Raw genomic sequence first — 25,796 nt, 5'->3', positions numbered from 1 at the left:
GTCGGGTCAATCCCGGAAGTTATCGAACTGAAGCGGCAGTTCCGGTCCTTCCTCACCGCGCAATAGCGACATGACGCTTTGCAAATCGTCACGCTTTTTACCTGTAACCCGCACCTTTTCACCCTGAATTTGTGCTTGGACTTTTAGCTTGCTGGCCTTGATACGCTTGACGATATCTTTCGCCTCGCCTTGATCCAGGCCTTGCTTGAGCGCCACTTCCTGACGGGCTTTAACACCCGATAGCACAGGGTCTTTAATATCCATACAGCGCGCATCGATGCCCCGTGCAATCAGACGGTTACGCAGTACATCAAGCATCTGTTTGAGCTGAAAATCGACCTCGGCTTCAAGCTGAACCGACTCCTTTTCAAGCGTGAAAGACGCATCCACGCCCTTGAAATCAAAGCGGGACTGAACTTCGCGGTTGGCTTGGTCGACAGCATTGGCAGCTTCGTGCTGATCAAACTCAGAGACAATATCAAATGAGGGCATAAACGGATTCCTGACAAGACATGACCCACTATTCTAGAGCAGCCAGCCCCCCACCGGCCAATTATGTGGATATAAATAGCCAAAATACTGAATCCAGACGACTTATCGTGGAATAAAAGAGGGTTCTCCTAGATGTTCAAGGCACGATGAATCGCTTAGGCTAAGGCACCGGAACGCTCTATTCGCAGCTGAGGAACCCCCATGACCGACCGTAATACACGCCATAAAGCATCAATGGAAAAACTCAAGGCTCGCGTCGACGAGAAGATCGCGGATGCCACCGAGCAGCGTGGCCTAATACTCATCAACACCGGCAACGGCAAAGGGAAGACGACAGCGGCCTGGGGCACGGTGACCCGCGCCCTTGGCTACGGCTATAAAGTTGGCGTCGTTCAGTTTATCAAAGGGCTGTGGGAGTGCGGCGAGCGCAATCGATTGGAAGAAGACCCCAACCTGAGCGTTGCCATCATGGCCACCGGCTTCACCTGGGAAACGCAAAACCGTGAGGCGGACACCCAGGCATGCCAAGAGGTATGGCAAGACGCAGAGAAAATGCTGGCCGACCCCGACACCTACCTGGTGGTACTGGACGAGATCACCTATATGCTCAAGTTTGGCTACCTGGATATTACCGAGGTCAAAGCCGCTCTGGAGAAGCGTCCTCGCGAACAGACCGTGATTATTACCGGCCGCAACGCCCACCGCGATCTCGTCGCCATGGCAGACACGGTGACCGAAATGCAGGAAGTCCGCCATGCCTTCAACAACGGCATCCAGGCGCGCCGCGGCATCGATTTTTAAGCGTTCGAATGACAGACCTGAAAAGGGGCGAACACGTCGCCCCTTTCTTTACACCCACCCGACAGAATGTGTCAGCTATTCAGCCGGTTATCCATCAAACGGATTGCGCAGCACGATCGTTTCAATGCGGTCTGGGCCAGTGGAAATAATGTCGATGCTGGTGCCTACTTGTTCTTCCAGGAAACTGATGTAGGCCCGCGCATTGGCCGGCAGTTCTTCGACCTTTTTTACGCCCAGGGTCGACTCTTTCCAGCCAGGCAGGTCCTCATAGACTGGTTCAAGGGCTTCGTAGCCTTCTGAATCGACCGGCGTATCGAGCACGTCACCGTCTTTGCTGCGATAACCAACGCACACGCGGATATTTTCCAGCCCGTCGAGCACGTCCAACTTGGTCAAACAGATACCCGAAACCGAATTGATCTGCACCGCATGGCGAAGCGCGACAGCATCGAACCAGCCACAGCGACGCGGACGGCCGGTGGTCGCGCCAAACTCATGGCCCTTCTCGGCCAGATGGCGGCCGTGGTCGTCAAACAGCTCGGTGGGAAACGGACCTGACCCGACGCGTGTGGTGTAGGCTTTGGTGATACCCAGCACATAGTCCAGGTACAGCGGACCAACGCCGGACCCCGTCGCCGTTCCGCCCGCGGTGGTATTGGAGCTGGTCACAAACGGATAAGTACCGTGGTCGATATCCAGCAGCGACCCCTGGGCACCTTCGAAGAGAATATTCTCTCCGGCTTTGCGCAGATCGTGAACCATGCTCACCGTGTCGCTCACCATGGGGCGTAGTTCTTCGGCCATCTGCATGGCGCTATCGAGCACTTTCTGGAAGTCTACGGCTGGCTCGCCGTGGTAATTAACCAGGACAAAGTTGTGGTAGTCGAGCACTTCGCCCAGTTTGGAAGCAAAACGTTCGCGGTGAAGCATATCGCCCAAACGCAAACCCCGGCGAGCGACTTTATCTTCATAAGCGGGGCCAATCCCCCGGCCCGTCGTACCAATCTTTGCGATACCGCGGGCTTTTTCCCGCGCCTGGTCCAGGCATACGTGGTAGGGCAGGATCAACGGGCAGGCAGGCGACAAGCGCAACCGTTCACGCACCGGGACACCTTTGGCTTCAAGCTCGCGAATTTCTTTGATCAGCGCTTCCGGCGAGAGCACGACGCCATTACCGATGATGCAGGTCTTGTCAGGCCGCAGTACGCCGGAAGGAATCAGGTGAAGCACGGTTTTTTCACCGTCAATCACCAGCGTATGACCCGCGTTATGGCCACCCTGAAAACGCACCACCGCCGACGCCGACTCAGTCAGCAAATCAACGATCTTGCCTTTGCCTTCATCGCCCCACTGGGTTCCCAGGACTACGACATTCTTACCCATTATGCACTCGTCTCTTGTGTCAGTGTCGTTGGCTGCCAACGACCATCGATAAACTCAAGACGGCGGTCACAACCGTGTTCCGCCGGTCCCGTACGCTGCCCTGGCAGCGCCTGAATTACCCGCTCGCCCTGCTCACGCAGCAAGGCAATGGCAGCATCAAGTGATGCGGCCTGCTCTGCTGGCGCCCATATCGCGCCCTGCTCCGACGAGGCCATATCCAGTGAGGCCAACTGTTTCAAGTCCATCGAAAAGCCGGTTGCCGGACGCGCACGCCCGAAAGCACGCCCCGTATCATCATAGCGACCGCCTTTCGCCAGCGCATGGCCGTAGCCTGGCACATACGCCGCGAACATCATGCCGGTATGGTATTGATAGCCACGTAATTCGGCCAGATCAAAATACAGCGAGACATCAAACTGTGCCAGTACACCTTGATAGAGGGCATCCAGTTGGTCCAGCGCTGCGACCACGGACGCGGGCGCACCCGCCAGACGTTCACGCGCTTGAAGCAAAATATCGGCATCGCCATGCAGTTCGCCCAGGGCCAATAGCATCTCAGCCAAAGCAGGATCTCTTACGCTGGTGCTGACGTTTTCTGCCAGCAGGCCCGGTGACTTGAGCGCCAGAGCGTCAAACAGCTGCGCTTCCTGCTCGGCGTTCAATTCCGCCGCCTCTACCAGGCTCCGATAAATACCGATATGCCCCAGCGCCAGGTGGATCTCCTGCGCACCTGCCGCCTGCAGGCTCGACAGTGCCAGATGGATAATTTCCTTGTCAGCATCCAGACCGGCGTGGCCAAACAGCTCGACCCCCACCTGGACAGGGCTCCGCCCCCCCTGATGCTGGTCTGCCTTGGCGCGCAATACGTTGGTGCAGTAGCACAGGCGCACCGGCCCCTGGCGCTTGAGCGAATGGGCATCCATTCGGGCCACCTGCGGTGTAACATCCGCCGACGCGCCCATCATCCGCCCCGTCAACTGGTCGGTCAACTTGAAGGTCTGGAGGTCCAGGTCGGTTCCCGTGCCAGTAAGCAGAGAGTCCAGAAACTCCACCGGCGGTGGCATGACTTGGTCATAGCCCCAAACATGGTATAGATCCAGCAACGTCCGGCGTAGCTCTTCCATACGGCTTGCCTGAGGCGGCAGCACTTCGTCCATGCCGTCGGGCAATAGCCAGCGGTCAGCAATGGTCATGTGAACAATCCTGCGAGACGACAATAGTGAAGGCCCAATGACGTAGGGCCACAAAAAAACCGGGCGACGCCCGGTTGGTAAAGTCTATCACGTTTTATGACGTGTTGAACCCCGCCGGTGTCCGACGGGGCCTACGTCAATGGCTTAACTGTCTTCGTCAGGCATGGCGCTGCGCAGGTAGCGGAAGAAGTCACTATCCGGCTCCAGCACCAACAGATTGTCATCTCCCGAGAAGCTCTCACGATAGGCATTCAGACTACGCCAGAAAGTGAAGAACTCAGGGTCTTGACCGTAGGCTTCAGAGAAGATGGCCGCCGCCTGGGCATCGCCCTCACCGCGCAAGGTTTCGGCACGCTCATTGGCCTGAGCGAGCAGCACCTGGCGGCGGCGATCTGCGTTCGCACGGATGCGCTCGGCCTCTTCTTGACCCTGGGCACGCCATTCCCGGGCTTCACGCTCGCGCTCTGAACGCATCCGCTCATAGACCGCGGCTGATACGTCGTCCGGCAGGTCGATCCGCTTGATACGGATATCGCGAATCGCCACGCCAAGCTCTTCGCGCATCAGTGCGTCGAGCTCCTCGGTCGGGCCATCCATCAGGTCGTCGCGCTCCTCGGCGATGATCTGCTGAAGGTTCAAGCGACCAAACTGGTTGCGCAGGCTTTCGTCAACGCGGGGCTGAATCAGGCGCGTCGCCATCATTTCATCCCCTGCGGTGGCCTCGTAGTAGCGAGTGGGATTGACCACCTGCCACTTCACGTAGGAATCGACAATGACCGCTTTCTGCTCTTGGGTCAGATAGCGGCTGGTGTCGGTATCCAGCGTCAGCAGGCGGGTATCGAAAGTACGCACTGTCTGCGCAATCGGCATTTTGACGTGCAGGCCCGGCTGAATGTTCTCTTCGATGACCTCACCGAAGCGCAGTTTGACCGCACGTTCGGTTTCATCGACAACATACAGGCTGTTACTGGCAAGCCACGCAACGGCGGCAATGCCGCCAACGATTAGCAGGGATCGATTATTGATCATTTACCGGCCCTCCCTGCGGATAGAGCTGCTATTGGATGAGGAGTTGCTGCTCTGACTGCTGCTGTTACCGCTGCGCAGGCTTTCAAGCACCTGCGGATCGACACCGTCGCTGTTGCTCTGCTGCGAAGCGGCGGCACCCTGGCGACGATTCAACTGCTCGAGCGGCAGGTACATCATCGGTGCGTTCTCACTCACGTCAAGCAGCACCTTGGGCGTTTCGCCAAAGACATCTTCGATGGCTTCAATGTACATCCGCTCACGCATGATATCAGGCGAATTCTCGTACTCGGCGAGCAGCGAATTGAAGCGGTTGGCTTGACCCTGCGCTTCGGCCACGACCGATTCACGATAACCCTGGCCCTGTTCGACCAACCGCTGCGCCTGACCCTGAGCCTCAGGGATGATCGAGTTGGCGTAGGCGATGCCCTGGTTGATCGTGCGCTGACGATCTTCACGGGCGCGGATCACGTCATCAAAGGCATCAATGACCGGCTGCGGAGCAGAGGTGGACTCGATGTTGATGGTCTGGAGCTGGATACCAGCGCCGTAGTTGTCCAGGTAGGACTGAAGACGGCTCGATACCGAACTGCCCAGAATTTCACGACCCGAGGTCAGGATATCGATCATGTCGGTTCCACCGACCACATGACGCAGCGATGAGTCGAGGGCGTTGTCCAGTGACAGCTCCGGGTCTCGTACATTGAGGACGAAATTGCGCGGATCGGCCACCTGATACTGAGCGGATATTTCCACTTCAACGATGTTCTCATCCCGGGTCAGCATCGACTGGGTCTGGGTCAGCGAGCGCACACGCGTCACATTGACCATTCGCACTTCGTCGATCAAGGGGGGATTCCACTGAAGTCCAGGGGTAACGGTGTTCTGGTATTCGCCAAAACGAAGCACAACGCCACGCTCGGATTGATCCACGACATAAAAGCCCATTGCGGCCCAGATCGCCAATGCGACAATAATCAACAAGCCCGGTAGCGCAAAGACATTACGAGGCTTGCCGCCGCCGCTACCTTTGTTACCGCCGCCGCCAGATTTCTTGCCGCCACCGAGCATACCGCTCAGCTTATCCTGAAACTTTTTCAGCGCTTCATCGAGATCGGGAGGGCCTTGGTTGTTGCCCCCTTTATTGCCATTGTTGCTATCGTTATTGCCACCACGGTTTCCACCGCCGTCGCTACCGCCTCGTCGGCCACCACCACTCCAAGGATCATGCTGGTTGCCGCCACCGGGCTCATTCCAGGCCATACTTCGTCTCCACTGAGGTATTCACTCACGCTCAAGCCCCGACGTTAACACGGGGCCATAGCGCAATTTAGTATTATGCAATCTGGAGCTTGTTCGGTCACTGACCGGGGCTCGTGCCTACCCGCTCCACGAGAACTCACCATTCACTCGTTTCGCGCAGCTCGGCTGGCAAATAGGTATTGGCGCGTTCACCAAGTTGCGCCATCAACTGGTTAAAGTCACGTCGAGGCAAACGCACATTCAGCACCGAACGTCCCTGTTCATCAAATGCTTCCTCCCGCACGGCATTCAATTCGTGAAGACCTGCACGCAACTTGCCCTGCTCGGGGGAAAGCGTTAGCGAAAAGCCGATGACATCGCTCGCCAGGCGCTCCGTTAGTGCCTCGTGGAGTAACGCGAGCCCCTTGCCTTCCTGGGCTGAAAGCCAAACGACATCGGGACGCCCCTGTCCGTCTCGCTCAATGCGGGGCGCGCTGTCCAGCCGGTCAATTTTGTTCATGACTTTCAGCACCGGGACATCATCGGCACCAATTTCTTCGAGTACACGCTCGACCTGCTCAACGTTTAGATCACGATCAGGATCGGCGGCATCGATGACATGTACGAGTAGCGTTGCTTCAGCCGCTTCCTGAAGCGTGGCCTGAAACGCCTCCACAAGTTTGTGAGGCAGGTGACGGATAAAACCGACGGTATCGGCCATCACGACAGGCCCTACATCTTCAATTTCCAGACGTCTTAGTGTCGGGTCAAGCGTCGCGAACAACTGATCAGCAGCATACACGTGTGACTGCGTTAACGCATTGAAGAGGGTTGATTTTCCAGCGTTGGTATAACCAACCAGCGAGACGCTGTGAATTTCTGCCCGTGAACGAGCTCGGCGATTCTGCTCACGCTGGCTGCGCACTTTATCGAGTCGTTTATTGATCGATTTGATACGGCCACGGAGAAGCCGCCGGTCGGTCTCCAACTGCGTTTCACCCGGACCGCGCAGACCGATACCGCCCTTCTGACGTTCAAGGTGAGTCCACCCGCGAATCAAGCGTGTGGATACGTATTCAAGCTGAGCAAGCTCAACCTGTAATTTACCTTCGTGGGTGCGCGCACGCTGTGCAAAAATATCCAGAATCAAGCCCGTCCGGTCCAGCACGCGGCACTTGAGTTCACGCTCAAGATTACGCTGCTGCGATGGGCTTAAACCATGGTTAAAGATGACCAACTCGGCCTGGTGAGCTGCGAGCATTGCCCGCAGCTCTTCCAACTTGCCTGACCCGATAAAGGTACGTGAATCGGGGCGGTGTCGGCTGGCCGTGAGCAATGTAGCAGGCTCTGCACCGGCAGAACGTACGAGTTCTAAAAACTCACCCGGGTCTTCGCGTGCTTGTTCATCCTGAAAATCAACGTGAACAAGCACTGCCGTTTCGCCGGCTTCAGGGCGTTCAAAAAACAATCAATACCTCATGGACTGTTTTGCTGATCTCACCGTGTTACTCATCTTCGTCCGGAGCGGCCGGATCTTGTGCAGGCAACCGCACATTTCGCGATGGTACGACGGTTGAGATCGCATGTTTATAAACCATCTGGCTGACGGTATTGCGCAACAAGATGACAAACTGGTCAAACGATTCAATCTGGCCCTGCAGCTTAATGCCGTTGACCAGGAAGATAGAGACCGGAATACGCTCCTTGCGCAAAATATTCAGGTACGGGTCTTGAAGGGACTGCCCTTTGGACATGTTGCTCTCCCTAAAACTGTCGTTGGGGGTTAATTATGGATGGCGTGCCCAACTGGTGCTACGCCGATATCTTGTTGGCCAAAGGCCTGCTCGCTCGGCCACTCGAAATCATGACTTACGAACCTCATATCTTACGCTAAGCACCGCTTCCGCGCACGATTTTCAGCACCTTGTCCAATGAGTTAGGCTGCAAAGTATCGATCCAATGCAGTGACGGCCAACGCCTCAGCCAAGTAATCTGCCGCTTGGCGAGCTGTCGAGTGGCGATAATACCGCGCTCGCGCAGCATTGCATCATCATAACGGCCTTCCAGATATTCCCAAACCTGCCGGTATCCAACGCTTTTAATCGCGGGCAAATCACCATGCAGGTCATAACGTTGTTTGAGGGCGGCGACCTCATCTATCAAGCCCTCTGCCAACATCATTTCAAACCGTTGCGCGATGCGCTGGTGCAATATCGCCCGATCTGCTGGCAATAGCCCTATCGACAACACCCGCCATGGAAAGGTTTCCGGTTGCTGTTCAGCCCACAATGCGCTCATCGGACGCCCACTTGCGTAATACACTTCCAGAGCGCGCATCAGGCGCTGCGGATCGTTGGGATGGATACGCTGCGCCGAAGGCGGGTCAACCTGCGCCAATGTTTGATGCAGGGCTGAAAGCCCTTCTGCCTGCCACCTCGCCCCTAGTTCTTTTCGAATGGAAGCATCTGCCGGGGGCAGATTGGCGACACCTTCGAGCAAGTGCTTGTAGTAAAGCATGGTACCGCCTACCAGCAACGGCACCTGGCCCGCCGCGCTGATTTGTCGCATCTCATCAAGCGCATCGCAGCGAAAATCGGCGGCTGAATAAGGCTCGGCCGGGTCACGAATATCGATTAATCGGTGAGGCGCGCGAGCAAGCTCATCCGCACTGGGCTTGGCACTGCCGATATCGAGGCCACGATACACCATCGCCGAATCAACACTGATCAACTGATGACCCAGCCGCTCATGCAACGCGATTGCCGTATCCGTTTTTCCGGCGGCGGTCGGACCCATTAAAAAAATTGCCCAAGGGCGTGTATCAGCCATTCGCTGGTAAAACTCCGCTGACCCTACCTGATTCCAACATAACCGTTACTGACCGCGCATGAATAGCCTATCGAGGGCTTTCATATCCATTTGCGTCCAGGTCGGGCGACCATGATTGCACTGGTCGCTGCGCTCGGTGCGTTCCATATCGCGCAACAGTGCATTCATTTCATCCAGCGTCAGACGCCGATTGGCGCGTACGCTCCCATGGCATGCCATGGTCGATAACAGTTCGTGTATGCGCGCTTCGACCTGGTGCGTGCGCCCGAAGCGAGCCAGTTCTTCCAGCATTTCACGAACCAGTGTCTCGGGATCTGCCTGCGCAAGCATGGCCGGAAGCTGGCGTACCAGCAGGGTTTCAGGACCCGCCACATCCAGCTCTACGCCCAGTTTAACGATCGCATCACGTTCACTTTCCACGGTAGCCACTTCGCTGCGGCTGGCGGCCAGTGACACGGGCACGAGTAATGGCTGCGTGTCGACCCCCTGTGACGCCGCCAACTGATTTTTCATTCGCTCGTAGACGATGCGCTCGTGAGCGGCATGCATGTCCACCAACACCAGGCCATGGACATTCTGGGCCAGAATATAAACCCCATGAAGCTGACCCAGAGCAAACCCCAGCGGCGGTGCGCTGGTGGGGTCACTCTGCGGCATCACCAGCGGCGCTTCGCGCACGTCGCCCTGCGTCTCGCCAAATGGGCCTTCATGGGCAGTCGACTGGGGCGTCAGCAGTGTCTCTTCATGGTCGGGGTGCAATGCCTGATAACCCTGCATGAAACGGCGCACTCGTTCGCCACCCGGGTGACGATCAGCTGACGGTGCGGCTGAAGGTGAAAGCGCCATACCCTGCTGTTGCCAGCGGGCAGGCTCGCCCGGGGTCTCCACAGGGGCCGTGGGCTGTGACGGCGACACAGCATTGACATCCTCGGCGTTGGGCCGGGCATCTGCCAGGCTGTGATGCAGGCTTGAATAAAGAAAGTCGTGCACCATGCGACCATCGCGAAAACGTACCTCGTGCTTGGTAGGATGCACATTGACATCCACCACATCTGGATCAAGCGTCAAGTAAAGGACGAAGACCGGATGGCGCCCATTGTAAAGAACATCGCGGTAGGCTTGGCGAACGGCATGGGCGACCAACCGGTCGCGCACCACACGGCCGTTAACAAAAAAATATTGTTGATCTGCCTGGGCGCGTGAATGGGTGGGCAAGCCCACCCAACCACTCAGACGAAGCGCACCGGCTTCGCGCTCAATGTAACGCGCATGCTCAATAAAATTATTGCCGAGCAGCGAGGCAATACGCCGCTCACGGGCCGCTTCCGTATCGCCTGGTGGTAGTTGATGGACCACTTTTTGATTATGCCGCAGGGTCCAGGCAATGTCGTAGCGCGATAAAGCCTGGCGGCGGAAGGCTTCCTCAACGTGAGCAAATTCGGTTTTTTCGGTACGCAGAAATTTACGCCGCGCGGGGGTATTAAAAAACAGGTCGCGCACCGACACGCTAGTGCCTCGAGGATGAGGCGCTGGCGTCACGCGTGTTTCCATGCCGCGCCCCTCAGCCACCACGCGCCACCCCTGTCGCGGGTCGTCCAGCGCATTGGACACCAGTTCCAGGCGCGATACCGAACTGATTGACGCCAGTGCTTCACCGCGAAAACCCAGTGAGCTGACGCCTTCCAGATCTTCCAGACTATCGATCTTGCTGGTGGCATGGCGGGCGAGCGCCAGCGGCAAATCCTGCTCACCAATGCCAATACCGTCGTCGCGGATCTTGATAAGCCGCGCACCGCCCGCTTCAATATCGACTTCGATACGCTGGCTGCCTGCGTCGATGGCATTTTCGATCAGTTCCTTGGTCACCGAAGCCGGTCGCTCGACCACTTCCCCCGCGGCAATCTGGTTCGCCAACCGCGGGTCCAGTACGTGTATACGTGGCATAGCGGACGTCGTTTCAGTCAATACAACACCTCATGAACTGGGAATACGCAATACTTGGCCCACCCGGATAACATCTCCGTTGAGGTCGTTCGCCTGCTTTAACTGGTTCACGGGCACACCGTGGCGCACTGCAATCGCCGACAGCGTATCGCCGGACTGAATACGGTATTCATCGCCACCAGGGCGGCGTTGATTATCCCGCTGCCAAGCCAGCAGGCTGGCGGGCGGTGGATAACGCTCAAAATGGCTCTTCAGGCCGCCAAAAATAGCCTCGGCAACCCCCTGCTGGTGTACAGGATCGCGTAAGCGTCGCTCTTCTTCCGGGTTGGATATAAAGCCCGTTTCAATCAGCAATGACGGTATATCGGGCGACTTGAGCACCATGAAGCCAGCCTGCTCAACCCGGGACTTATGCAACCGGTTCACCCGGCCCAGTTGGTCAAGCACCTGACCGCCGATTGACAGGGAATCGTTGAGCGTCGCTGTCATGGTTAAATCCAGCAATACGCCCCGCAACACCTGATCTTTATCGCGTAGAGACAGGTTGCCATCCACCCCACCAATCAGGTCGGAGCGGTTTTCGCTGTCGGCCAGCCACTGCGCCGTTTCTGATGTTGCCCCGCGCTGGGAAAGCGCATATACCGAGCTTCCCTGTGGGCGTGGGCTGGTGAAGGCATCGGCGTGAATCGAGACAAAAAAGTCGGCTTTCTGTTCACGGGCAAGCTGGGTTCGCTGGCGCAGCCCAAGGTAATAGTCGCCGTCGCGAATCAACACCGCTTTAAAACCTTCAGTCGCATTGATGATATTGGCCAAGCGTTGACTAATATCGAGTACGACGTCTTTTTCACGGGTACCTGATGGACCGATTGCCCCTGGGTCTTCACCGCCATGGCCTGCATCCACGGCGATAATAATATCGCGCCTCGGGTGAGGCTTGGCCTGCTCGGACGAACGCGATGTCGGCTCAGTTGCCTGCTGATCACTGCCTGCTCGCACCTGGACACCCGCTCGTTGCGCTTGAATCTCCTGCTCGCGAATCATTGCCTCGATAGGGTCGATAGGGTTTTCCACGGCACTTTCGCCAGGATATTCCAGATCGACCACAAGCCGGTGCCCGTACTGGTCGTTGGGTGTCAGGGTAAAGTGGCGCGGCTCGACTTCACGATTGAGCTCAAGGACGACGCGTAATCCATTACCTTCTCGCGTACCGGTGCGCAACGCGCTGATGGCGCTGTCTTCAAGCGACAGGCTATCAGGGTCGGCTTCTAGCTGGCTGTTTTCCAGATCAATCACCAGACGTGCAGGGTCATCCAGAGAAAATACGTCAGCCGATGTTGCGCCCGAAAGGTCAAAAACCAGGCGCGCATGATCGGGCGCCGCCCAGAGCCTCATGCCCTCGACGGTGGCCGCCTGAAGCGACGTCCATAGACCCGCCGATATGACCGCTACAATACTCAGCGCCAACTGGCGCAATGCCAATACTTTCATCACCTTTGCATGGATACCCATCGCGCTTATGACCATTGAAATACACCGCCCTGCTGGGGACAGACAGACAAACGATCACCTAACTTGGCCAACACCTTTTCGCCGAAGTCGCTACCGGCACTTAGCCGGGCTCTACGCCCAGGCTCGTCAACTGCCAACTGCAGGCAAATATCCGCCGCTGGCAGCCAGCCCTCGCCACGGCTCGGCCATTCAATCAAGCACAGCGCGTCATCTGCCAATACGTCACGTCCGCCGATAAATTCGAGTTCCTCAGGGTCGGACAAGCGATATAGATCCAGATGATAAAGCCGCATGCTGGCCAATTCATAAGGTTCGATTAGCGTGTATGTAGGGCTTTTAACCGCCCCCTGATAGCCGTAAGCCCGCAATACACCGCGGGTCAGTGTCGTTTTCCCCGCTCCCAAGTCGCCTTCCAGATAAATACGCCCGCGTCCTTGCAATACGCTACCCAGGGCTTCACCGAAGGCTACCTGAGCTTGTTCATTATCCAGTTGCACCTGCATTTGGGCTGCCTTCACGGGTTAATTAATTCTCGCGCATAGGATGCCAGATCGCTCGCCAGCAAGCCACGCTCGCCGAACGCTGCCGCCGCTCGATCTGCCGCCAAGGCATGCACCAGGGTACCTAGCCAGGCACTGGTTTCGACATCGCCCCGCTGGGCAATTAGCGCGCCGAGCATCCCACTGAGCGCATCGCCCATGCCGCCACTGGCCATGCCAGGATTGCCGTAGGGACATACCATCAAGCCACCAGGGCCTGCCACCAGACTGCCCGCGCCTTTGAGTATCACCACGCCCCCCCGCGCACGCTGAAGCGCCTGAGCGGCGGCGGGCCGGTCAGCCTGAACGTCCTCCACCGAGCAGCCCAGTAAACGGGCTGCCTCACCCGGATGGGGGGTGAGCACCCAATCATCACGGCGTAAATCAGGCCAGTGACTGGCCAGCAAGGTTAACCCATCGGCATCCACGACCAGCGGCACAGTTGCCTGCAAGGCACTTTGCAGGATGGCCTGCCCCCATGCGGCCTGGCCAAGCCCGGGCCCAACCACCACGGCATCCGCCTGCTGAGGCAGCTCAATGGCCTCGGCACCACCCCGTACCGCATGTGCCATGACTTCCGGGCAGCGCACCAAACTGGCGGTAATATGCTCAGCAGCCGTTGCCAGACTGACTTTGCCTGCCCCCAGACGCGCCGCGGCCTGGGACGCCAGCAACGCGGCACCGCCAAAGCCAGGCGCGCCCCCCATGACCAATACATGACCCATACGACCTTTGTGACTGGTCCGCGAGCGCGGTCTGAACGCTTCGCTGAGCATGTCGTCGTCAAGGCGCCAGGCGGTGGGGGGAATATCAAAAAATGCCTGGGCCTTGACACTCAGCGGACGGAAGTCGATTTCGCCCGTGTAAGCAGGGGCTTCACCGGTGTGCAGGCCGATCTTGTCGCCGATAAATGTTACGGTGCAAGCGGCTTCCACCGCCACACCAAGTACCGCACCCGTATCGGCTGCCAGCCCTGACGGAATATCAATCGATAACACCGGCTGGGAGGCTGCGTTGATCAGCTCGATAGCTCGCTGATAGCGACCCGACACCTCGCCGTTCAAACCAGTCCCCAGCAGCGCATCGACAATCACTTCACCCGACAACACCGTCGCGGGGTGCCACTCCTCGCAACTCACTCCGGCTTGACTGGCGAGTTGCGCGGCACGAAAGGCATCGTCCTTCAGCTCATTCAACGGCTTCAGCGAAATGCGTTGGACCTTAAGCCCCGACTGCATCGCCAGGGCCGCCAGCACGTGGCCATCACCGCCATTATTACCGCTGCCACATAGCACCGTGACGCTACGTGCCTGGGGCCAACGGGAGCGGAAACTGTGCCAAGCACTCGATGCCGCGCGCTGCATCAAGGCAAACCCATCGATTCCTCCGGCAATGGTACGCCGATCCAGCTCGCGTACTTGAGCGGCTTTATAAAGAGGGCGTAACGTAGACGTTGTTAAGCGAGACACGATCTCTCCTTTCACATGTTGTGACGGCCAGCAATGCGTTAGCATAGCGCGGCTGACGCCTGACCGTTGAGTATCAACGCCCAATTTTCTCTGGCTTTTCTTTTTTTTGCGACGAAGCGGCGTTCCCCATGCTTTCAGACGATACCCTTGCCGATCTTGCAGAACTCATCAAAACCTGGGGGCGTGAGCTCGGCTTCCAGCAGGTAGGCATTACCGACACCCACCTGGAGGCCCATGAAGCGCACCTCAACACCTGGCTGGACAAAGGGTACCACGGTGAAATGGGCTTCATGGCCAAGCACGGCACTAAACGCACCCGCCCGGCGGAGCTAGAGCCCGGCACGCAGCGGGTCATCAGCGTGCGCATGGATTACCTGCCTGCCGAGGTAGAAAGCACCAAGGTCCTCGGCCAACCCCGTCGTGCCTATGTGTCGCGCTATGCCCTAGGCCGGGACTATCACAAACTGATGCGTAAGCGCCTGGCACAGTTAGCGAAGCAGATTGAGCACAAGGTCGGTGCGTTTGGCTACCGGGCCTTTGTCGATTCTGCACCGGTCATGGAACGGGCGCTGGCTCAGAAAGCCGGCCTGGGCTGGTTCGGCAAGAACGCCATGCTGCTCAACCCCAAGGCCGGCTCGCTGTTTTTCCTGGGCGAGCTGTACACTGACCTGCCACTACCTGTCGACGCCCCCTTTGAAGAAGAACACTGCGGCAGTTGCAACGCCTGTCGCACCGCCTGCCCAACAGGGGCCATCGTCGATGATAAAGTCGTCGATTCACGCAAGTGCATTTCGTATCTGACCATTGAACTCCACGGCGCCATTCCGGTGGAATATCGCCGCGCCATGGGCAACCGCATTTATGGCTGCGACGACTGCCAACTGGTATGCCCCTTCACACGCTTTACCCGCGCGACCCAGGAAGACGATTTCGCACCGCGCCATGATCTTGACCGCGCGTCGCTTGTTCGCCTTTTCACCTGGGGGGAAGAAGAATTTCTCGCCAAGACAGCCGGCAGTCCCATTCGGCGCATTGGCTACGAGCGCTGGCTACGCAATATCGCCGTGGGCCTGGGCAACGCGCCCTGGAGCGAAGCCGTCGAGGCCGCACTTTGGGCACGCAGAGCCTTTCCAAGCGAACTGGTACGTGAACACGTTGCCTGGGCACTCGAGGAGCAGCGTTTCAAGCGCGAAACGCGCATTGCCACCGCCGCTTCTTAGTTGTTACGTATATCTATTCCTCTTCGTCGCTCTGGGTCTCAAGACGCAAAAACGTGTTGCGATAATGGGAAAGTTCGGCAATCGACTCTTTAATATCGTCCATTGCCAGGTGGACATTTTGCTTCTTGAACCCGACAAGTGCGCCAGGGTTCCAGCGTTTGGCGAGCTCCTTCACGGTGGATACATCCAGGTTGCGGTAGTGGAAAAACGCCCATAGCGCGGGCATTTCACGCTCCAGAAAACGCCGGTCCTGGTGGATGCTGTTGCCGCACATGGGCGAGGAACCCGGGGTAACGTACTGGCGCAGGAAGTCCAGAGTCTGCTGCTCGGCGTCAGCCGTTTCCACCGTGCTGGCTTTCACGCGAGCGACCAACCCCGAATCACCGTGGGTCTTTTGATTCCAGTCATCCATCTGCGCCAGCAGGCTATCGGGCTGCTTGACGGCGATCACCGGCCCTTCCGCCACGACGTTCAAGTAGGCATCGGTCACCAGGGTGGCCACTTCGATAATGCGCTCCTTGTCAGGGTCCAGACCGGTCATCTCCAGATCAATCCAGACCAGCCGGTCATCACGCGGTGCATTATGTTCGCTCATTGTGCTCTCCAAAATGGTGGGTCATTCAAGTTACCCTGCGCCAGTTAACAGGTACAATAAACCCATTGTACCGAGCATCGGGTGGTCATGAGCAAACGTAAATTAAGCCGTCAACAGCGTTGGCGGGTCGAGAAGGTTCAGGCAGAGCGTGCCCAGCGCGCTGAAAAACGCGATACACAGGATGCCGAGAAGCTTGCCGCTGGCGAATACGGTGCCGAACAGCCGGGTCGCGTGATGGCGCATTTTGGGCGCACGCTAGAAGTGCGTAATGCCGATGGTGTGCCTGTGCGTTGCCACTTGCGTGCCAACCTGGAAGGATTGGTAACCGGTGACCGGGTCATCTGGCGGGCAGGCCAGGAAGGCTCCGGGGTGGTGGTGGCCCGCGACGAACGTGCAAGCGTCCTCAAGCGCCCTGATGCGCGCGGCCAGCTCAAACCAGTGGCCGCTAATATTGACCAGATACTCATCGTGTTTGCCGCCGAACCCGCCCCTCACCCCAATTTGATCGACCGTTACCTGGTCGCTGCCGAAGCCACTGGTATCGCACCGGTACTGGTGCTCAATAAAACCGATCTACTGCCGAACGATGGTGGCGAGTTGGGTCAGTTATTGGAACGCTACCGCGATTTGGGTTACACCGTGGTGCGCACGACCACCGCGACAGATTCAGGATGGGATGCGTTGCGCCGCCAGCTTGAAGGACGCACATCCGTATTCGTCGGCCAGAGCGGCGTAGGCAAGTCATCGCTGATTGATCTGCTGCTACCCGATGAAACCCTGCGCATCGGGGCGCTGTCCGAGGATTCACGTAAAGGCACCCATACGACGACAACGGCACGGCTTTATGCCATGCGCACGGATGAAGTCATTGACGGTGAATTGATCGACTCGCCCGGGATTCGTGAATTTGGCCTGATTCATCTTGATGAACAGGCGGTTACCGACGGTTTCATTGAGTTCCGGCCGTTTATCGGCCACTGTCGGTTTCGCGACTGCCGCCATCGTGCTGAGCCCGGTTGTGCTTTACTTGAAGCGGTCGAGGCAGGCAACATCCATCCAGAACGATTTGCCAGCTACAGGCGGATTGTTGATAGCCTGAACGCTGAACCCATAAGGAGTCGCCCATGAGCACCGAGAGTCATTCGTCTGAAACCAATGTGCTACCGCTGATTGTTGAGCCCGAGCAGCTTCAGGCGAACCTGGACGACCCTCAGCTGCTCATCATCGATGTGCCGGTAAACCCCGACAGTTATCGTCAGGGCCATGTGCCCGGCGCTATTTTCCTCGATTTTCGCTATTTGATGCGCGGTGAAGGGCCTGTTCCCAGTGACGTTCCCAGCGTTGAGGCGCTTTCGCGGCTGTTCAGCGCGCTCGGCCTTACCCGCGATACCCATGTCGTTGCCTACGACGACGAGGGCGGCGGCTGGGCGGCCCGACTACTTTGGACGCTGGAGCTGATCGGGCATACCCGATATTCCTATCTAAACGGCGGCATACACGCCTGGCGCGATGAAGGGCTTGAAGAAAGCACCGAGCCCTCGGCACCGACACCCAGCGATTATCGGGCCGAAATCCTTAACCCCCAGGCACTGATTACCTGCGACGAGATCAAACAGAAGCTCGACGATAAACAGTTTGCCATCTGGGATGCACGGTCGACCGCCGAATACGACGGCGAGAAGGGTAACAATAAGCACCTGGGACATATTCCGGGGGCAGTCAACATGGATTGGCTGAACGTCATGGATCGCCACCGGGCACTGCGCATTCGCGATTACGCCGAACTGGTTACCGAGCTGGATGCCCTCGGCCTGACCCCTGAAATGGAAATCGCCACCCACTGCCAGAGCCACCACCGCAGCAGCTTTACCTGGCTGGTCGGCAAGGCGCTGGGCTTCAATATGCGCGGCTATGCGGGCTCCTGGGGCGAATGGGGCAACCGCGACGACACGCCGATCGAGAAGTGAAGATATTATCGTGACCCTTTACCAAAAAGCCTTTTCGCTGATTCAGTACCCATTGCCCCACCACGCACTTTCGCGCCTGACCGGCCTGTTTGCACAGTGTGATAACCCCTGGGTGAAAAACACTCTGATCAACGCCTTTATCAAGCGCTTTAACGTGGATATGAGCCAGGCACTGGAACCTGAACCAACGGCCTACGCCACTTTCAACGACTTTTTTACTCGGGCGCTCAAGGCCGATGCCCGTCCGATTCACGAGGGTATCATCAGCCCTGCCGACGGCACCGTATCCCAGTATGGCCGCCTCCAGGCCGGCCAACTGGTGCAGGCCAAGGGGCATACCTACTCTGCGCAAACCCTGCTCGGCGGCGATACGGAACTGGCAGAAGAATTTCTCGGCGGCAGCTTTGCGACGGTGTATCTTTCGCCAAAGGACTACCACCGGGTGCATATGCCGGTCACCGGCACACTGCGGGAAATGATCTACGTCCCCGGGAGGCTGTTCTCTGTCAACCAGGCCACGGCCAACTATGTGCCGGGGCTATTCGCCCGTAACGAGCGCCTGGTGTGCATCTTTGATACCGAGCAGGGGCCGATGGCCATGGTGCTGGTGGGCGCCATGATCGTCGCGGCGATCGAAACCGTCTGGTCGGGACAGGTTACGCCACTTTCCGGCTATCCTCAGCGCATGCAGTTTGGCCAACCGATCACCCTGGAAAAAGGCGCTGAAATGGGGCGCTTCAAGCTCGGCTCCACGGTGGTGATGTGCTTTGCCAAACCGGTTAGTTTCACAGAGCGGCCCCTCGCCTCGATGGTCAGCATGGGAGAGTCGCTTGGATGTTATTGATGGTTCATCCCGGTGATAGTTAGCAATTGGGCGTCGAAAACGTCAGCACGTCTTCCAGGCGTGCTTTTCCAAGCGCCAGTTGAACCAGACGGTCAATGCCCAGCGCCACCCCTGCCCCATCCGGCATGCCATGCTCAAGGGCGTCCAGCAGCCGTTCATCCACGTCCACTTCGGGCAACCCCAAGCGGCGGCGCTCGGCGTTATCTTCAATAAAGCGGGCACGCTGCTCAGCCGCATCGGTCAGTTCATCGTAACCGTTGGCCAATTCCGTGCCGTTTAGATAAAGCTCAAAGCGTGAGGCAACCCACTCACCGTCCGTGTCTTGATGGCGGCGTGCCAGCGCCGCCTGGCTTGCCGGGTAATCCACCACCACACTTAGTTCGTTGCGCCCTAATTGCGGTTCGATCACCAGCCCCATCAACAAATCGAGGCACGTATCGCGCCCCTCGTTTGCCATCGCCCCGGCTGGCATCTGACCGCGCTCAGCCGCAAGCCTGCGCAATGCCTCAAGCGACGTCGTGAACGGGTCGACCGCTAGATAGGTATGAAACAGCTGACGATAGCGGTAATGCACCACCGGCCCATGAAAACTGGGCAGAATATTGGCGACCAGGGTGGTCGTTTCGTCGATCAGATCTGCCAAGGTGAATCCTGGGCGGTACCATTCCAGCATGGTGAATTCGAGGTTGTGACGAGCGCCCACTTCACCATCGCGGAAGCTTCTTGCCAGCTGAAAAATGGGTCCGCTACCCGCTGCAAGCAGTCGCTTCATATGAAATTCCGGCGAGGTTTGCAGCCACAGCTTACGCTGGCCTTTATCCGTACGCGCCATCGTTGAAAGCGAAACCAGGTGGACATCGGTACTCCCCCCCTGACCCAACACTGGCGTTTCCACCTCCAGCACATCGCGCGCAGCAAAAAAACGTCGCACGCTCGCCATTAAACGGGCTCGCTCACGCAGCGTCTCGATGGTGGCCGTCGGTCGCCAACTTTCTGTCATTGGCCTTACTCCCAAAAGACAAAGCCACGCCCTGTGGCGTGGCTGTCAATATATCGCGTTCCTGGCGCCTTTTTAGCAGCCTGTCGGGCTTGACCGATCGTCGCGAGAATCACGGATTTTGAGCCAAATTTATCGATCGATTGAGGCGAATAGCGAGCTATTTAACGAAATCGATCGAATAAAGTTGGCCAAAATACCGGGATTCGCAGTAGATCAGTGTTAAGTCCGACAGGCTGCTAGGCCCGCGAGACGTATTCTCCACTGCGCGTATCAATCTTGAGGACTTCCCCTTCATTGATAAACAGCGGCACACGCACTACGGCACCGGAAGACAAGGTGGCAGGCTTGGAACCGCCCTGGGCAGTATCGCCTTTCAACCCCGGGTCGGTTTCGACCACCTCAAGCTCGATGAAATTCGGCGGTGCTACGTGAATGGCGTTATCGTTCCACAAGGTAACGGTATAAGGCACCTGCTCCTTCAACCACTTTTCGGTCTCGCCGAGCGCTTTCTTTTCCACCGCATACTGTTCAAAGGAGCCGTCGGTTTTCATGAAGTACCACATTTCGCTATCGTTATAGAGATACTCCATCTCCAGTTCCATGACGTCGGCACCCTCTAACGAATCACCCGACTTAAAGGTCCGCTCCCCCACGCGACCGGTCATCAGGTTACGTAGCTTGACGCGATTAAAGGCTTGGCCCTTGCCCGGCTTGACCAGCTCGTTCTCTATGATCGAGCAAGGATCACCGTCGAGCATTACTTTCAAACCGCCCTTGAATTCGTTGGTAGAATAGTTCGCCATATTGCCTCTCAATGATGCATGTCAGTAACGTGATGAGCGAAGGACCGCTTCGACTCTAATGATATTGGTTCAATAAGTGCGCGCATGATAACCCGAAGGAGGGCTTTTTTGCAGGAGAACATCATTATCGCCGACAAGTGCCCCACGACCCAAATAGCGTCTTGGCAGCAGCAGCTCTCGCAGGCGATTCGCGACCCCGCCGTTCTTTGTCAACAGCTTGCGTTGAGCGATGAATGGTTGCCAGGTGCTCGAACGGGGCATCAACTCTTTGATATCTGTGTGCCCGCCGCCTATTTGTCGCGCATTACCCCCGGCGACCCTCATGATCCACTGCTGCGTCAGGTGCTACCGCTGGACGACGAGGCCCTGACACCGCCAAACTACGTCACGGATCCCCTCGAAGAGGCGGATCATCAGCCCGTCAAAGGGCTGATTCACAAGTATGCGGGCCGCGTGTTGCTGATCGCCAGCCCTAACTGTGCCATCAACTGCCGCTACTGCTTTCGCCGCCATTTCCCCTACAGCGAGAATTCGCCCTCCAGGGCTCAGTGGCAGGAAGCCCTCGACTACCTGCGCGCCGACACCTCCATTCACGAGGCGATTCTCTCAGGCGGTGATCCGCTTGCGGCCAATGACCGCCAACTGGCCTGGCTGGTCAAGCAGCTTGAAGGCATTTCACACCTGAAGCGGCTACGTATTCACACACGTCTGCCCGTGGTAATTCCCGACCGTGTTGATGATGCTCTGATTGGCTGGCTAGCCTCAACTCGCCTGCAAAAAGTCGTGGTGCTGCATATCAACCACGCCAACGAGATCGACCAGGCAGTGGTCGACGCCTGCGCGCGGCTTAAACAAGCCGGAGTAACGCTACTCAACCAGAGTGTCCTGCTACGGGGTATTAACGACGGCGTAACAACCCTAGCCACACTGTCGGAACGGCTATTTGAAGCAGGCATTCTGCCCTACTACTTGCACGTACTGGATCCCGTGCAGGGCGCTGCACATTTTGATGTCCCGGATGAAGAAGCCCGCAAGCTTGTAGCTTCACTTCGCGACCTGTTGCCGGGGTTCTTGATGCCACGCCTGGTGCGGGAAATTCCCGGCAAAGGGAGCAAAACGCCACTTTAAAAAGTTCATCCCGGCTAGATACTCATGCACCTCATTTCTAAAACAGTATACAAAGGTCTAAAAAACAATTTTCTGCTAAAGTTATAGGGCTAACGACTTCCGACATTGACTTAGCCTCAATGTTGGCTACCTCACTCATTAGGAGGCCAGCACATTATGTCGTCATCCCTCTCATCAAAATCGGGCGCTATCGTCCTTCTGATAGCCTCACTCGCCGGTCTTGCCGTCGCTCTGTATGCCTACTTCACCCCACTGACCGGGGTCACGGGAACACTCGGGGCACTGGTTGCCATCGTGGCCTGTATCGCGCTGGCAATATTGGCCCTACTTCTTGCTGCTGCAAGATGGCGTGGTGCGTCCGTTATCCTGCGGGTACTTATTCTGATAGGCCTCGGCGGGACATTTTTCGCCGCAATGCTGCTCCATCAGTGGTGGATCGGCGTTGCGATGGTCGTGGGCCTGATAGGCCTGGTTCTTGATCTTTTCCGCCCGGCGCGCCCTGCACGCCTCACCCATTCTTAAGGAGCTGCTCATGACGACTTTTTTATCCGCCACAAGCACTCCATTTAAACCCATTACATCTGGTTTAGGCGCGGTTACCGCTCTGACAATTTGCCTAACGCCAATGCCGCTAATGGCTCAGGAACCGTCAGTAGAGACGGAGCAGCCAACGGCTCAAGAGGCGCCAGGGGAGCAAGCATCAGCAGAGCAAGAGAACGCCTCACCGGAAGAAACGACTAACGCCGCCCCTATCCCCTTGGTACCCGGAGAGCCGATCTGGGATAGTTTCCACGGCCAGCTTAATGCCCAGAAATATAGCCCGCTTGATCAAATCAACGCTGATAACGTCGGCGAGTTGGAGAAAGCATGGGAAGTGCATACCGGCGATGTAGCAGATGGTACAGGCGATTTACCCGCGACGGTCTGGTCTGCCACCCCGGTGTTTGCCAACGATACGCTGTATATCGGCACTCCGTTCTACCGGATCCTGGCACTTGACCCCGCAAGCGGCGAAGAGAAATGGAGCTTCGATACTCAATCCTCCCTTGAAGCACTGACCCAGCCCGCCCTTAAGAACCGCGGTGTGGCTTATTGGGAAGCAGATGACCCCGAAGCGGGCGAGCCCTGCCAGAAAATCATTTACATGGGCACCATGGATGCGCAGCTCTTCGCGGTCGACGCCGATAGCGGCGAACAGTGCACCAACTTTGCCGATAACGGCGTGCTCGACGTCAATCAGTGGAACGATACCAATGACCGCTGGCCGTTATCACTTCTTCAGCCGCCGACCGTGGTGGGCGACCATCTGATTCTCGGCTGGGCAGGAAAGGACTGGGCCTACGAACAAGCCCCTCCCGGCACCGTCTACTCAATCAATGCCCGCACCGGCGAGCGCGAATGGACCTTTCAGGCGCTCAGCGATGAGACGCGCGAACAGAGCGGTACCGCCAACGTCTGGACGCATATGTCCGCCGATGAAGAGCTTGGTTTGGTTTATTTACCCGTCTCTTCACCATCGCCTAACTACTGGGGCGGTAACCGCACCGAAGAAGTACCTCTGGGCACATCGACCACCGCGTTGGATGTTGAGACTGGCGAGGTGGTCTGGTCGCGGCAGTGGGTTCACCATGACATCTGGGATTACGATATTAACGCCGCCCCCACGCTGATGGACATTACCGTTGATGGCGAGGAGAGCCCGGCGCTGATTCAGGCGACCAAAATGGGCTTTCTGTTTGTGGTCAACCGAGAAACCGGTGAAGACGTATGGCCGATTGAGGAGCGCCCAGTGCCCAGCGGCGACGGCAACGTCGAGGGTGAAGTCTACGCACCGACTCAACCTTTCCCGACCAAACCCGCTCCACTGTTAGATCAGTCCGAGAAACCCGACGTCTGGGCGCTGGCCGATGCGGTCAGCTTCGGGGAGTGCTCGGCGTTGTGGGACGATCTTAGTTATGAAGGCATGTACACCCCGCCCACTACCCAGGGCGAAGGCACGCTTGGCTACCCCATCAGTGCGGGTGGTGTTCAGTGGGGCGGCGTCGCTTTTGACCCGGAAAGCCAGACCGCGATCGTCAATACCTCGCATATTGTGCAGTACATCAAGCTTTATAATCGCGAGGATTATGAGGCAGCCAATAGGACATCGGGCAACGAGAGCGGCTTTGCCCCGCAGGAAGGTGCGCCCTACGGCATGCGGCTTGAGGTGGCGCTCAACCGGTTCGGCATGCCCTGCTGGGAGCCGCCTTTCGGTGAACTGGTCGCTCTCGATATGACGACCGGCGACGTGAAGTGGCGGACCCCGGTAGGTGCTTCACAGCAATATGGCTTCTTTATGCCCGAAAGCTGGGGCTCGCCCACCATTGGTGGACCAGCCGTTACGGCGGGCGACGTTATCTTTATCGGTGCCTCCATGGATGCCAAGGTGCGTGCCTACTCCCTGGAAACCGGCGAAGAGCTGTGGTCGTCTCAGACCGAAGCGCCTTCAGTCTCAAACCCGGCGGTGTATGAATACAAGGGGCGCGAATATGTCGCCTTTGTTTCAGGCGGTAACACCATCCTGAAAGATCAGGTGGGCGACCAAATTACGGTCTACGCCCTGCCGGAATAACGCTTGCGATTGACCCATAAAAAACCAACGGGGCGGCCTTAAGGCCGCCCCGCTTATGTTAAACCCCATCTCCTTAGTCAGTCTCCTCGGCTTGCCGTTGAGTCCGCTTGGCTAACGCATGGTTAGCTGTTCTAAAACATAACCGCATCAACGGCACTAACAGCCACAGCATAGGTGTAAGCAGCCAGCGATAAGCAAATCGCACCACTATCAGTACCGGTAGCAGCACGATTAGCCAGACAAGAAACTGCCCCAACCATACCGGCCAGCCAAGCCAGGTAGACAGGTTGGCACCGAGTGCGCTGACGAGGCTTGGGTGGCGAACCACCACATAGGCGGTACCTGCGACCACGACAACCTTGGCCATACGCGGTAGGCTCGCAAAACGCCCGCCTGAAGCAACCATCCCCTGGCGCAAGCCAGCCCGAGCGCCCTGGGCTTCCACGCTGCCCACCTGGGCAGCACGAGCGGCCTTGCCTGCCCGCAGCACCTTAACGGTGCTGGCCATGACCAGTAGATCGATACCCGCCCAGCCTAGATCGGCGGCGCCAATGGCGTCGCCCCGCCGCCACTGGCTTTCAAGATCACGCAGACCGCTGGTAAAGAAATCGCCAACCCCCGAGACCAGCCGCTCGCCTTGCAGCCACTCAACGTCTCCCTCGTCACCCACCACGAATTGATTGAGTAGCCCGTGACCATTGGTGTCGAGTAGCGCAATACCCATTTGCCCGCGGCGGTAGGGGGTAAGCTCGCTGGACACTGCCTCGGTTTCGTCGTTCCACAAGCGGCTAACTTGTTGGTAGCGCTCGTCAAACCAGTGTTGGGCACTTAACGTAGCAATATCGTTATCATGAAAGTAGTTGATAGGGAGAACCACGTCTGCCCCGTAACGGACCAATACGCTCTGGAATTTCGGCAAATGACCATAGTCGATGAGCACCCCTCGGGCCACATCACCATGGCGCATCAGCGCAAGATAGGCGCTCATCCAGAGCGCCTGATCATGTGAGTAGCTTAAGAAAGTCGCGTTGAGCGCCGGCGTTTCCTGCCGAAGTATTGACCCAATTGCAGGCAGCGCCCGCTGAGCTTCCAGGCGGACCAATTTGGACTCAAACGGCTCATGGGAAGCCACGGCTGATGCGACCCCGGCCACCACAATGGCGGCGAACACGATAAGCTGCCAGGGCCGCAACATTGCCTG

At 57.6% G+C, this 25,796-nt stretch carries 24 protein-coding genes; 8 read left to right on the top strand and 16 right to left on the bottom strand.

The genetic code is table 11. The annotated features are described in order from the left end of the window. Positions 1–6: 6 nt before the first annotated feature. On the bottom strand, positions 7–492 hold the full coding sequence (locus tag R3F64_RS00490) for a YajQ family cyclic di-GMP-binding protein (protein ID WP_085917958.1): 486 nt from the start codon (positions 490–492) through the stop codon (positions 7–9). A gap of 201 nt (positions 493–693) precedes the next feature. Between R3F64_RS00490 and cobO the strand changes: the two genes are divergently transcribed. After that, positions 694–1,293: a cob(I)yrinic acid a,c-diamide adenosyltransferase gene (gene cobO, locus R3F64_RS00485; RefSeq protein WP_332609136.1), complete on the top strand. Its 600-nt coding sequence runs from the start codon at positions 694–696 to the stop codon at positions 1,291–1,293. Between the two features lie 87 nt (positions 1,294–1,380). Here cobO and R3F64_RS00480 read toward each other — a convergent pair whose 3' ends face one another. The 11 genes from R3F64_RS00480 to R3F64_RS00430 form a co-directional block, all read right to left on the bottom strand. Then, positions 1,381–2,676 carry an adenylosuccinate synthase gene (locus tag R3F64_RS00480; RefSeq protein ID WP_085917956.1) on the bottom strand — a complete coding sequence of 432 codons (1,296 nt, stop codon included), beginning with the start codon at positions 2,674–2,676 and terminating at the stop codon, positions 1,381–1,383. Further along, positions 2,676–3,869, bottom strand: a complete 1,194-nt coding sequence (locus R3F64_RS00475; protein WP_085917955.1) for an ATP phosphoribosyltransferase regulatory subunit — start codon at positions 3,867–3,869, stop codon at positions 2,676–2,678. The genes R3F64_RS00480 and R3F64_RS00475 overlap by 1 nt, the downstream gene beginning before the upstream one ends. 144 nt (positions 3,870–4,013) lie before the next feature. Beyond that, positions 4,014–4,898 carry a protease modulator HflC gene (gene hflC / locus R3F64_RS00470; protein ID WP_085917954.1) on the bottom strand — a complete coding sequence of 295 codons (885 nt, stop codon included), beginning with the start codon at positions 4,896–4,898 and terminating at the stop codon, positions 4,014–4,016. After that, positions 4,899–6,158, bottom strand: a complete 1,260-nt coding sequence (hflK, locus tag R3F64_RS00465; RefSeq protein WP_199283486.1) for an FtsH protease activity modulator HflK — start codon at positions 6,156–6,158, stop codon at positions 4,899–4,901. A 136-nt stretch (positions 6,159–6,294) separates the two neighbouring features. Continuing rightward, positions 6,295–7,605 (bottom strand): ribosome rescue GTPase HflX, encoded by a 1,311-nt coding sequence (gene hflX / locus R3F64_RS00460; protein WP_085917952.1) that lies wholly within the window; start codon positions 7,603–7,605, stop codon positions 6,295–6,297. A 37-nt stretch (positions 7,606–7,642) separates the two neighbouring features. After that, positions 7,643–7,891, bottom strand: coding sequence for an RNA chaperone Hfq (hfq, locus tag R3F64_RS00455; protein WP_066321194.1), 249 nt, complete (start codon positions 7,889–7,891; stop codon positions 7,643–7,645). A gap of 136 nt (positions 7,892–8,027) precedes the next feature. After that, complete coding sequence (gene miaA / locus R3F64_RS00450) at positions 8,028–8,966, bottom strand: tRNA (adenosine(37)-N6)-dimethylallyltransferase MiaA (protein WP_085917951.1); 939 nt, start codon at positions 8,964–8,966, stop codon at positions 8,028–8,030. Between the two features lie 45 nt (positions 8,967–9,011). Then, positions 9,012–10,910, bottom strand: coding sequence for a DNA mismatch repair endonuclease MutL (mutL, locus tag R3F64_RS00445; protein WP_085917950.1), 1,899 nt, complete (start codon positions 10,908–10,910; stop codon positions 9,012–9,014). Positions 10,911–10,940: 30 nt separating this feature from the next. Continuing rightward, the gene (locus tag R3F64_RS00440; protein ID WP_442908801.1) at positions 10,941–12,434 is read right to left on the bottom strand and encodes an N-acetylmuramoyl-L-alanine amidase; all 1,494 of its coding nucleotides are present in this window, start codon (positions 12,432–12,434) and stop codon (positions 10,941–10,943) included. Next, positions 12,425–12,922 (bottom strand): tRNA (adenosine(37)-N6)-threonylcarbamoyltransferase complex ATPase subunit type 1 TsaE, encoded by a 498-nt coding sequence (gene tsaE, locus R3F64_RS00435; RefSeq protein ID WP_085917949.1) that lies wholly within the window; start codon positions 12,920–12,922, stop codon positions 12,425–12,427. Before tsaE ends, R3F64_RS00440 begins: the two co-directional genes overlap by 10 nt. An 11-nt stretch (positions 12,923–12,933) precedes the next feature. Further along, the gene (locus R3F64_RS00430) at positions 12,934–14,427 is read right to left on the bottom strand and encodes an NAD(P)H-hydrate dehydratase (protein ID WP_085917948.1); all 1,494 of its coding nucleotides are present in this window, start codon (positions 14,425–14,427) and stop codon (positions 12,934–12,936) included. A 128-nt stretch (positions 14,428–14,555) separates the two neighbouring features. Between R3F64_RS00430 and queG the strand changes: the two genes are divergently transcribed. Further along, positions 14,556–15,647: a tRNA epoxyqueuosine(34) reductase QueG gene (gene queG, locus R3F64_RS00425; RefSeq protein WP_085917947.1), complete on the top strand. Its 1,092-nt coding sequence runs from the start codon at positions 14,556–14,558 to the stop codon at positions 15,645–15,647. A 13-nt stretch (positions 15,648–15,660) separates the two neighbouring features. On the opposite strand, the gene orn is transcribed toward queG, so the two are convergent. Continuing rightward, positions 15,661–16,242: an oligoribonuclease gene (orn, locus tag R3F64_RS00420; protein ID WP_199283490.1), complete on the bottom strand. Its 582-nt coding sequence runs from the start codon at positions 16,240–16,242 to the stop codon at positions 15,661–15,663. An 87-nt stretch (positions 16,243–16,329) separates the two neighbouring features. Here orn and rsgA point away from each other — a divergent pair, with 87 nt between their 5' ends. The 3 genes from rsgA to asd are packed head-to-tail and all read left to right on the top strand — an operon-like array spanning position 16,330 to position 19,053. Beyond that, complete coding sequence (gene rsgA, locus R3F64_RS00415) at positions 16,330–17,370, top strand: small ribosomal subunit biogenesis GTPase RsgA (RefSeq protein ID WP_332609127.1); 1,041 nt, start codon at positions 16,330–16,332, stop codon at positions 17,368–17,370. Then, the gene (locus R3F64_RS00410) at positions 17,367–18,209 is read left to right on the top strand and encodes a sulfurtransferase (protein ID WP_085917944.1); all 843 of its coding nucleotides are present in this window, start codon (positions 17,367–17,369) and stop codon (positions 18,207–18,209) included. The genes rsgA and R3F64_RS00410 overlap by 4 nt, the downstream gene beginning before the upstream one ends. Before the next feature lie 10 nt (positions 18,210–18,219). Continuing rightward, positions 18,220–19,053: an archaetidylserine decarboxylase gene (gene asd, locus R3F64_RS00405; RefSeq protein WP_085917943.1), complete on the top strand. Its 834-nt coding sequence runs from the start codon at positions 18,220–18,222 to the stop codon at positions 19,051–19,053. A 19-nt stretch (positions 19,054–19,072) separates the two neighbouring features. On the opposite strand, the gene epmA is transcribed toward asd, so the two are convergent. Both epmA and efp read right to left on the bottom strand, forming a co-directional pair. Then, positions 19,073–20,053, bottom strand: a complete 981-nt coding sequence (gene epmA / locus R3F64_RS00400; RefSeq protein ID WP_332609123.1) for an EF-P lysine aminoacylase EpmA — start codon at positions 20,051–20,053, stop codon at positions 19,073–19,075. 236 nt (positions 20,054–20,289) lie between these two features. Further along, positions 20,290–20,856, bottom strand: coding sequence for an elongation factor P (gene efp / locus R3F64_RS00395; protein WP_066321208.1), 567 nt, complete (start codon positions 20,854–20,856; stop codon positions 20,290–20,292). 108 nt (positions 20,857–20,964) lie between these two features. On the opposite strand from efp, the gene epmB reads away from it, so the two are divergent. The 3 genes from epmB to R3F64_RS00380 all read left to right on the top strand — a co-directional run bounded on the left by epmB (position 20,965) and on the right by R3F64_RS00380 (position 24,595). Next, positions 20,965–21,984, top strand: a complete 1,020-nt coding sequence (gene epmB / locus R3F64_RS00390) for an EF-P beta-lysylation protein EpmB (RefSeq protein WP_332609118.1) — start codon at positions 20,965–20,967, stop codon at positions 21,982–21,984. Positions 21,985–22,140: 156 nt separating this feature from the next. After that, positions 22,141–22,506 (top strand): hypothetical protein, encoded by a 366-nt coding sequence (locus R3F64_RS00385; RefSeq protein ID WP_332609114.1) that lies wholly within the window; start codon positions 22,141–22,143, stop codon positions 22,504–22,506. 10 nt (positions 22,507–22,516) lie between these two features. Beyond that, a complete protein-coding gene (locus R3F64_RS00380; RefSeq protein ID WP_332609112.1) occupies positions 22,517–24,595 on the top strand; it encodes a pyrroloquinoline quinone-dependent dehydrogenase in 2,079 nt (692 codons plus the stop codon). 73 nt (positions 24,596–24,668) lie between these two features. Here R3F64_RS00380 and R3F64_RS00375 read toward each other — a convergent pair whose 3' ends face one another. Then, positions 24,669–25,790 (bottom strand): hypothetical protein, encoded by a 1,122-nt coding sequence (locus tag R3F64_RS00375; RefSeq protein WP_332609110.1) that lies wholly within the window; start codon positions 25,788–25,790, stop codon positions 24,669–24,671. Positions 25,791–25,796 lie beyond the last annotated feature (6 nt).

The organism is Halomonas sp. 5021 (genome assembly GCF_036663435.1).
Classification (GTDB): Bacteria; Pseudomonadota; Gammaproteobacteria; order Pseudomonadales; family Halomonadaceae; genus Vreelandella; species Vreelandella janggokensis.
Note: the sequence above shows the minus strand (reverse complement) of the source record. Positions and strands in the feature narration are given on the sequence as shown.

Excerpts from the sequence above, each read along its gene's own strand:
- R3F64_RS00490 (WP_085917958.1), bottom strand. The coding sequence starts at position 492 with ATGCCCTCATTTGATATTGTCTCTGAGTTTGATCAGCACGAAGCTGCC.
- cobO (WP_332609136.1), top strand. The coding sequence starts at position 694 with ATGACCGACCGTAATACACGCCATAAAGCATCAATGGAAAAACTCAAG.
- R3F64_RS00480 (WP_085917956.1), bottom strand. The coding sequence starts at position 2,676 with ATGGGTAAGAATGTCGTAGTCCTGGGAACCCAGTGGGGCGATGAAGGC.
- R3F64_RS00475 (WP_085917955.1), bottom strand. The coding sequence starts at position 3,869 with ATGACCATTGCTGACCGCTGGCTATTGCCCGACGGCATGGACGAAGTG.
- hflC (WP_085917954.1), bottom strand. The coding sequence starts at position 4,898 with ATGATCAATAATCGATCCCTGCTAATCGTTGGCGGCATTGCCGCCGTT.
- hflK (WP_199283486.1), bottom strand. The coding sequence starts at position 6,158 with ATGGCCTGGAATGAGCCCGGTGGCGGCAACCAGCATGATCCTTGGAGT.
- hfq (WP_066321194.1), bottom strand. The coding sequence starts at position 7,891 with ATGTCCAAAGGGCAGTCCCTTCAAGACCCGTACCTGAATATTTTGCGC.
- miaA (WP_085917951.1), bottom strand. The coding sequence starts at position 8,966 with ATGGCTGATACACGCCCTTGGGCAATTTTTTTAATGGGTCCGACCGCC.
- mutL (WP_085917950.1), bottom strand. The coding sequence starts at position 10,910 with ATGCCACGTATACACGTACTGGACCCGCGGTTGGCGAACCAGATTGCC.
- R3F64_RS00440 (WP_442908801.1), bottom strand. The coding sequence starts at position 12,434 with ATGGTCATAAGCGCGATGGGTATCCATGCAAAGGTGATGAAAGTATTG.
- tsaE (WP_085917949.1), bottom strand. The coding sequence starts at position 12,922 with ATGCAGGTGCAACTGGATAATGAACAAGCTCAGGTAGCCTTCGGTGAA.
- queG (WP_085917947.1), top strand. The coding sequence starts at position 14,556 with ATGCTTTCAGACGATACCCTTGCCGATCTTGCAGAACTCATCAAAACC.
- orn (WP_199283490.1), bottom strand. The coding sequence starts at position 16,242 with ATGAGCGAACATAATGCACCGCGTGATGACCGGCTGGTCTGGATTGAT.
- rsgA (WP_332609127.1), top strand. The coding sequence starts at position 16,330 with ATGAGCAAACGTAAATTAAGCCGTCAACAGCGTTGGCGGGTCGAGAAG.
- R3F64_RS00410 (WP_085917944.1), top strand. The coding sequence starts at position 17,367 with ATGAGCACCGAGAGTCATTCGTCTGAAACCAATGTGCTACCGCTGATT.
- epmA (WP_332609123.1), bottom strand. The coding sequence starts at position 20,053 with ATGACAGAAAGTTGGCGACCGACGGCCACCATCGAGACGCTGCGTGAG.
- efp (WP_066321208.1), bottom strand. The coding sequence starts at position 20,856 with ATGGCGAACTATTCTACCAACGAATTCAAGGGCGGTTTGAAAGTAATG.
- R3F64_RS00385 (WP_332609114.1), top strand. The coding sequence starts at position 22,141 with ATGTCGTCATCCCTCTCATCAAAATCGGGCGCTATCGTCCTTCTGATA.
- R3F64_RS00380 (WP_332609112.1), top strand. The coding sequence starts at position 22,517 with ATGACGACTTTTTTATCCGCCACAAGCACTCCATTTAAACCCATTACA.
- R3F64_RS00375 (WP_332609110.1), bottom strand. The coding sequence starts at position 25,790 with ATGTTGCGGCCCTGGCAGCTTATCGTGTTCGCCGCCATTGTGGTGGCC.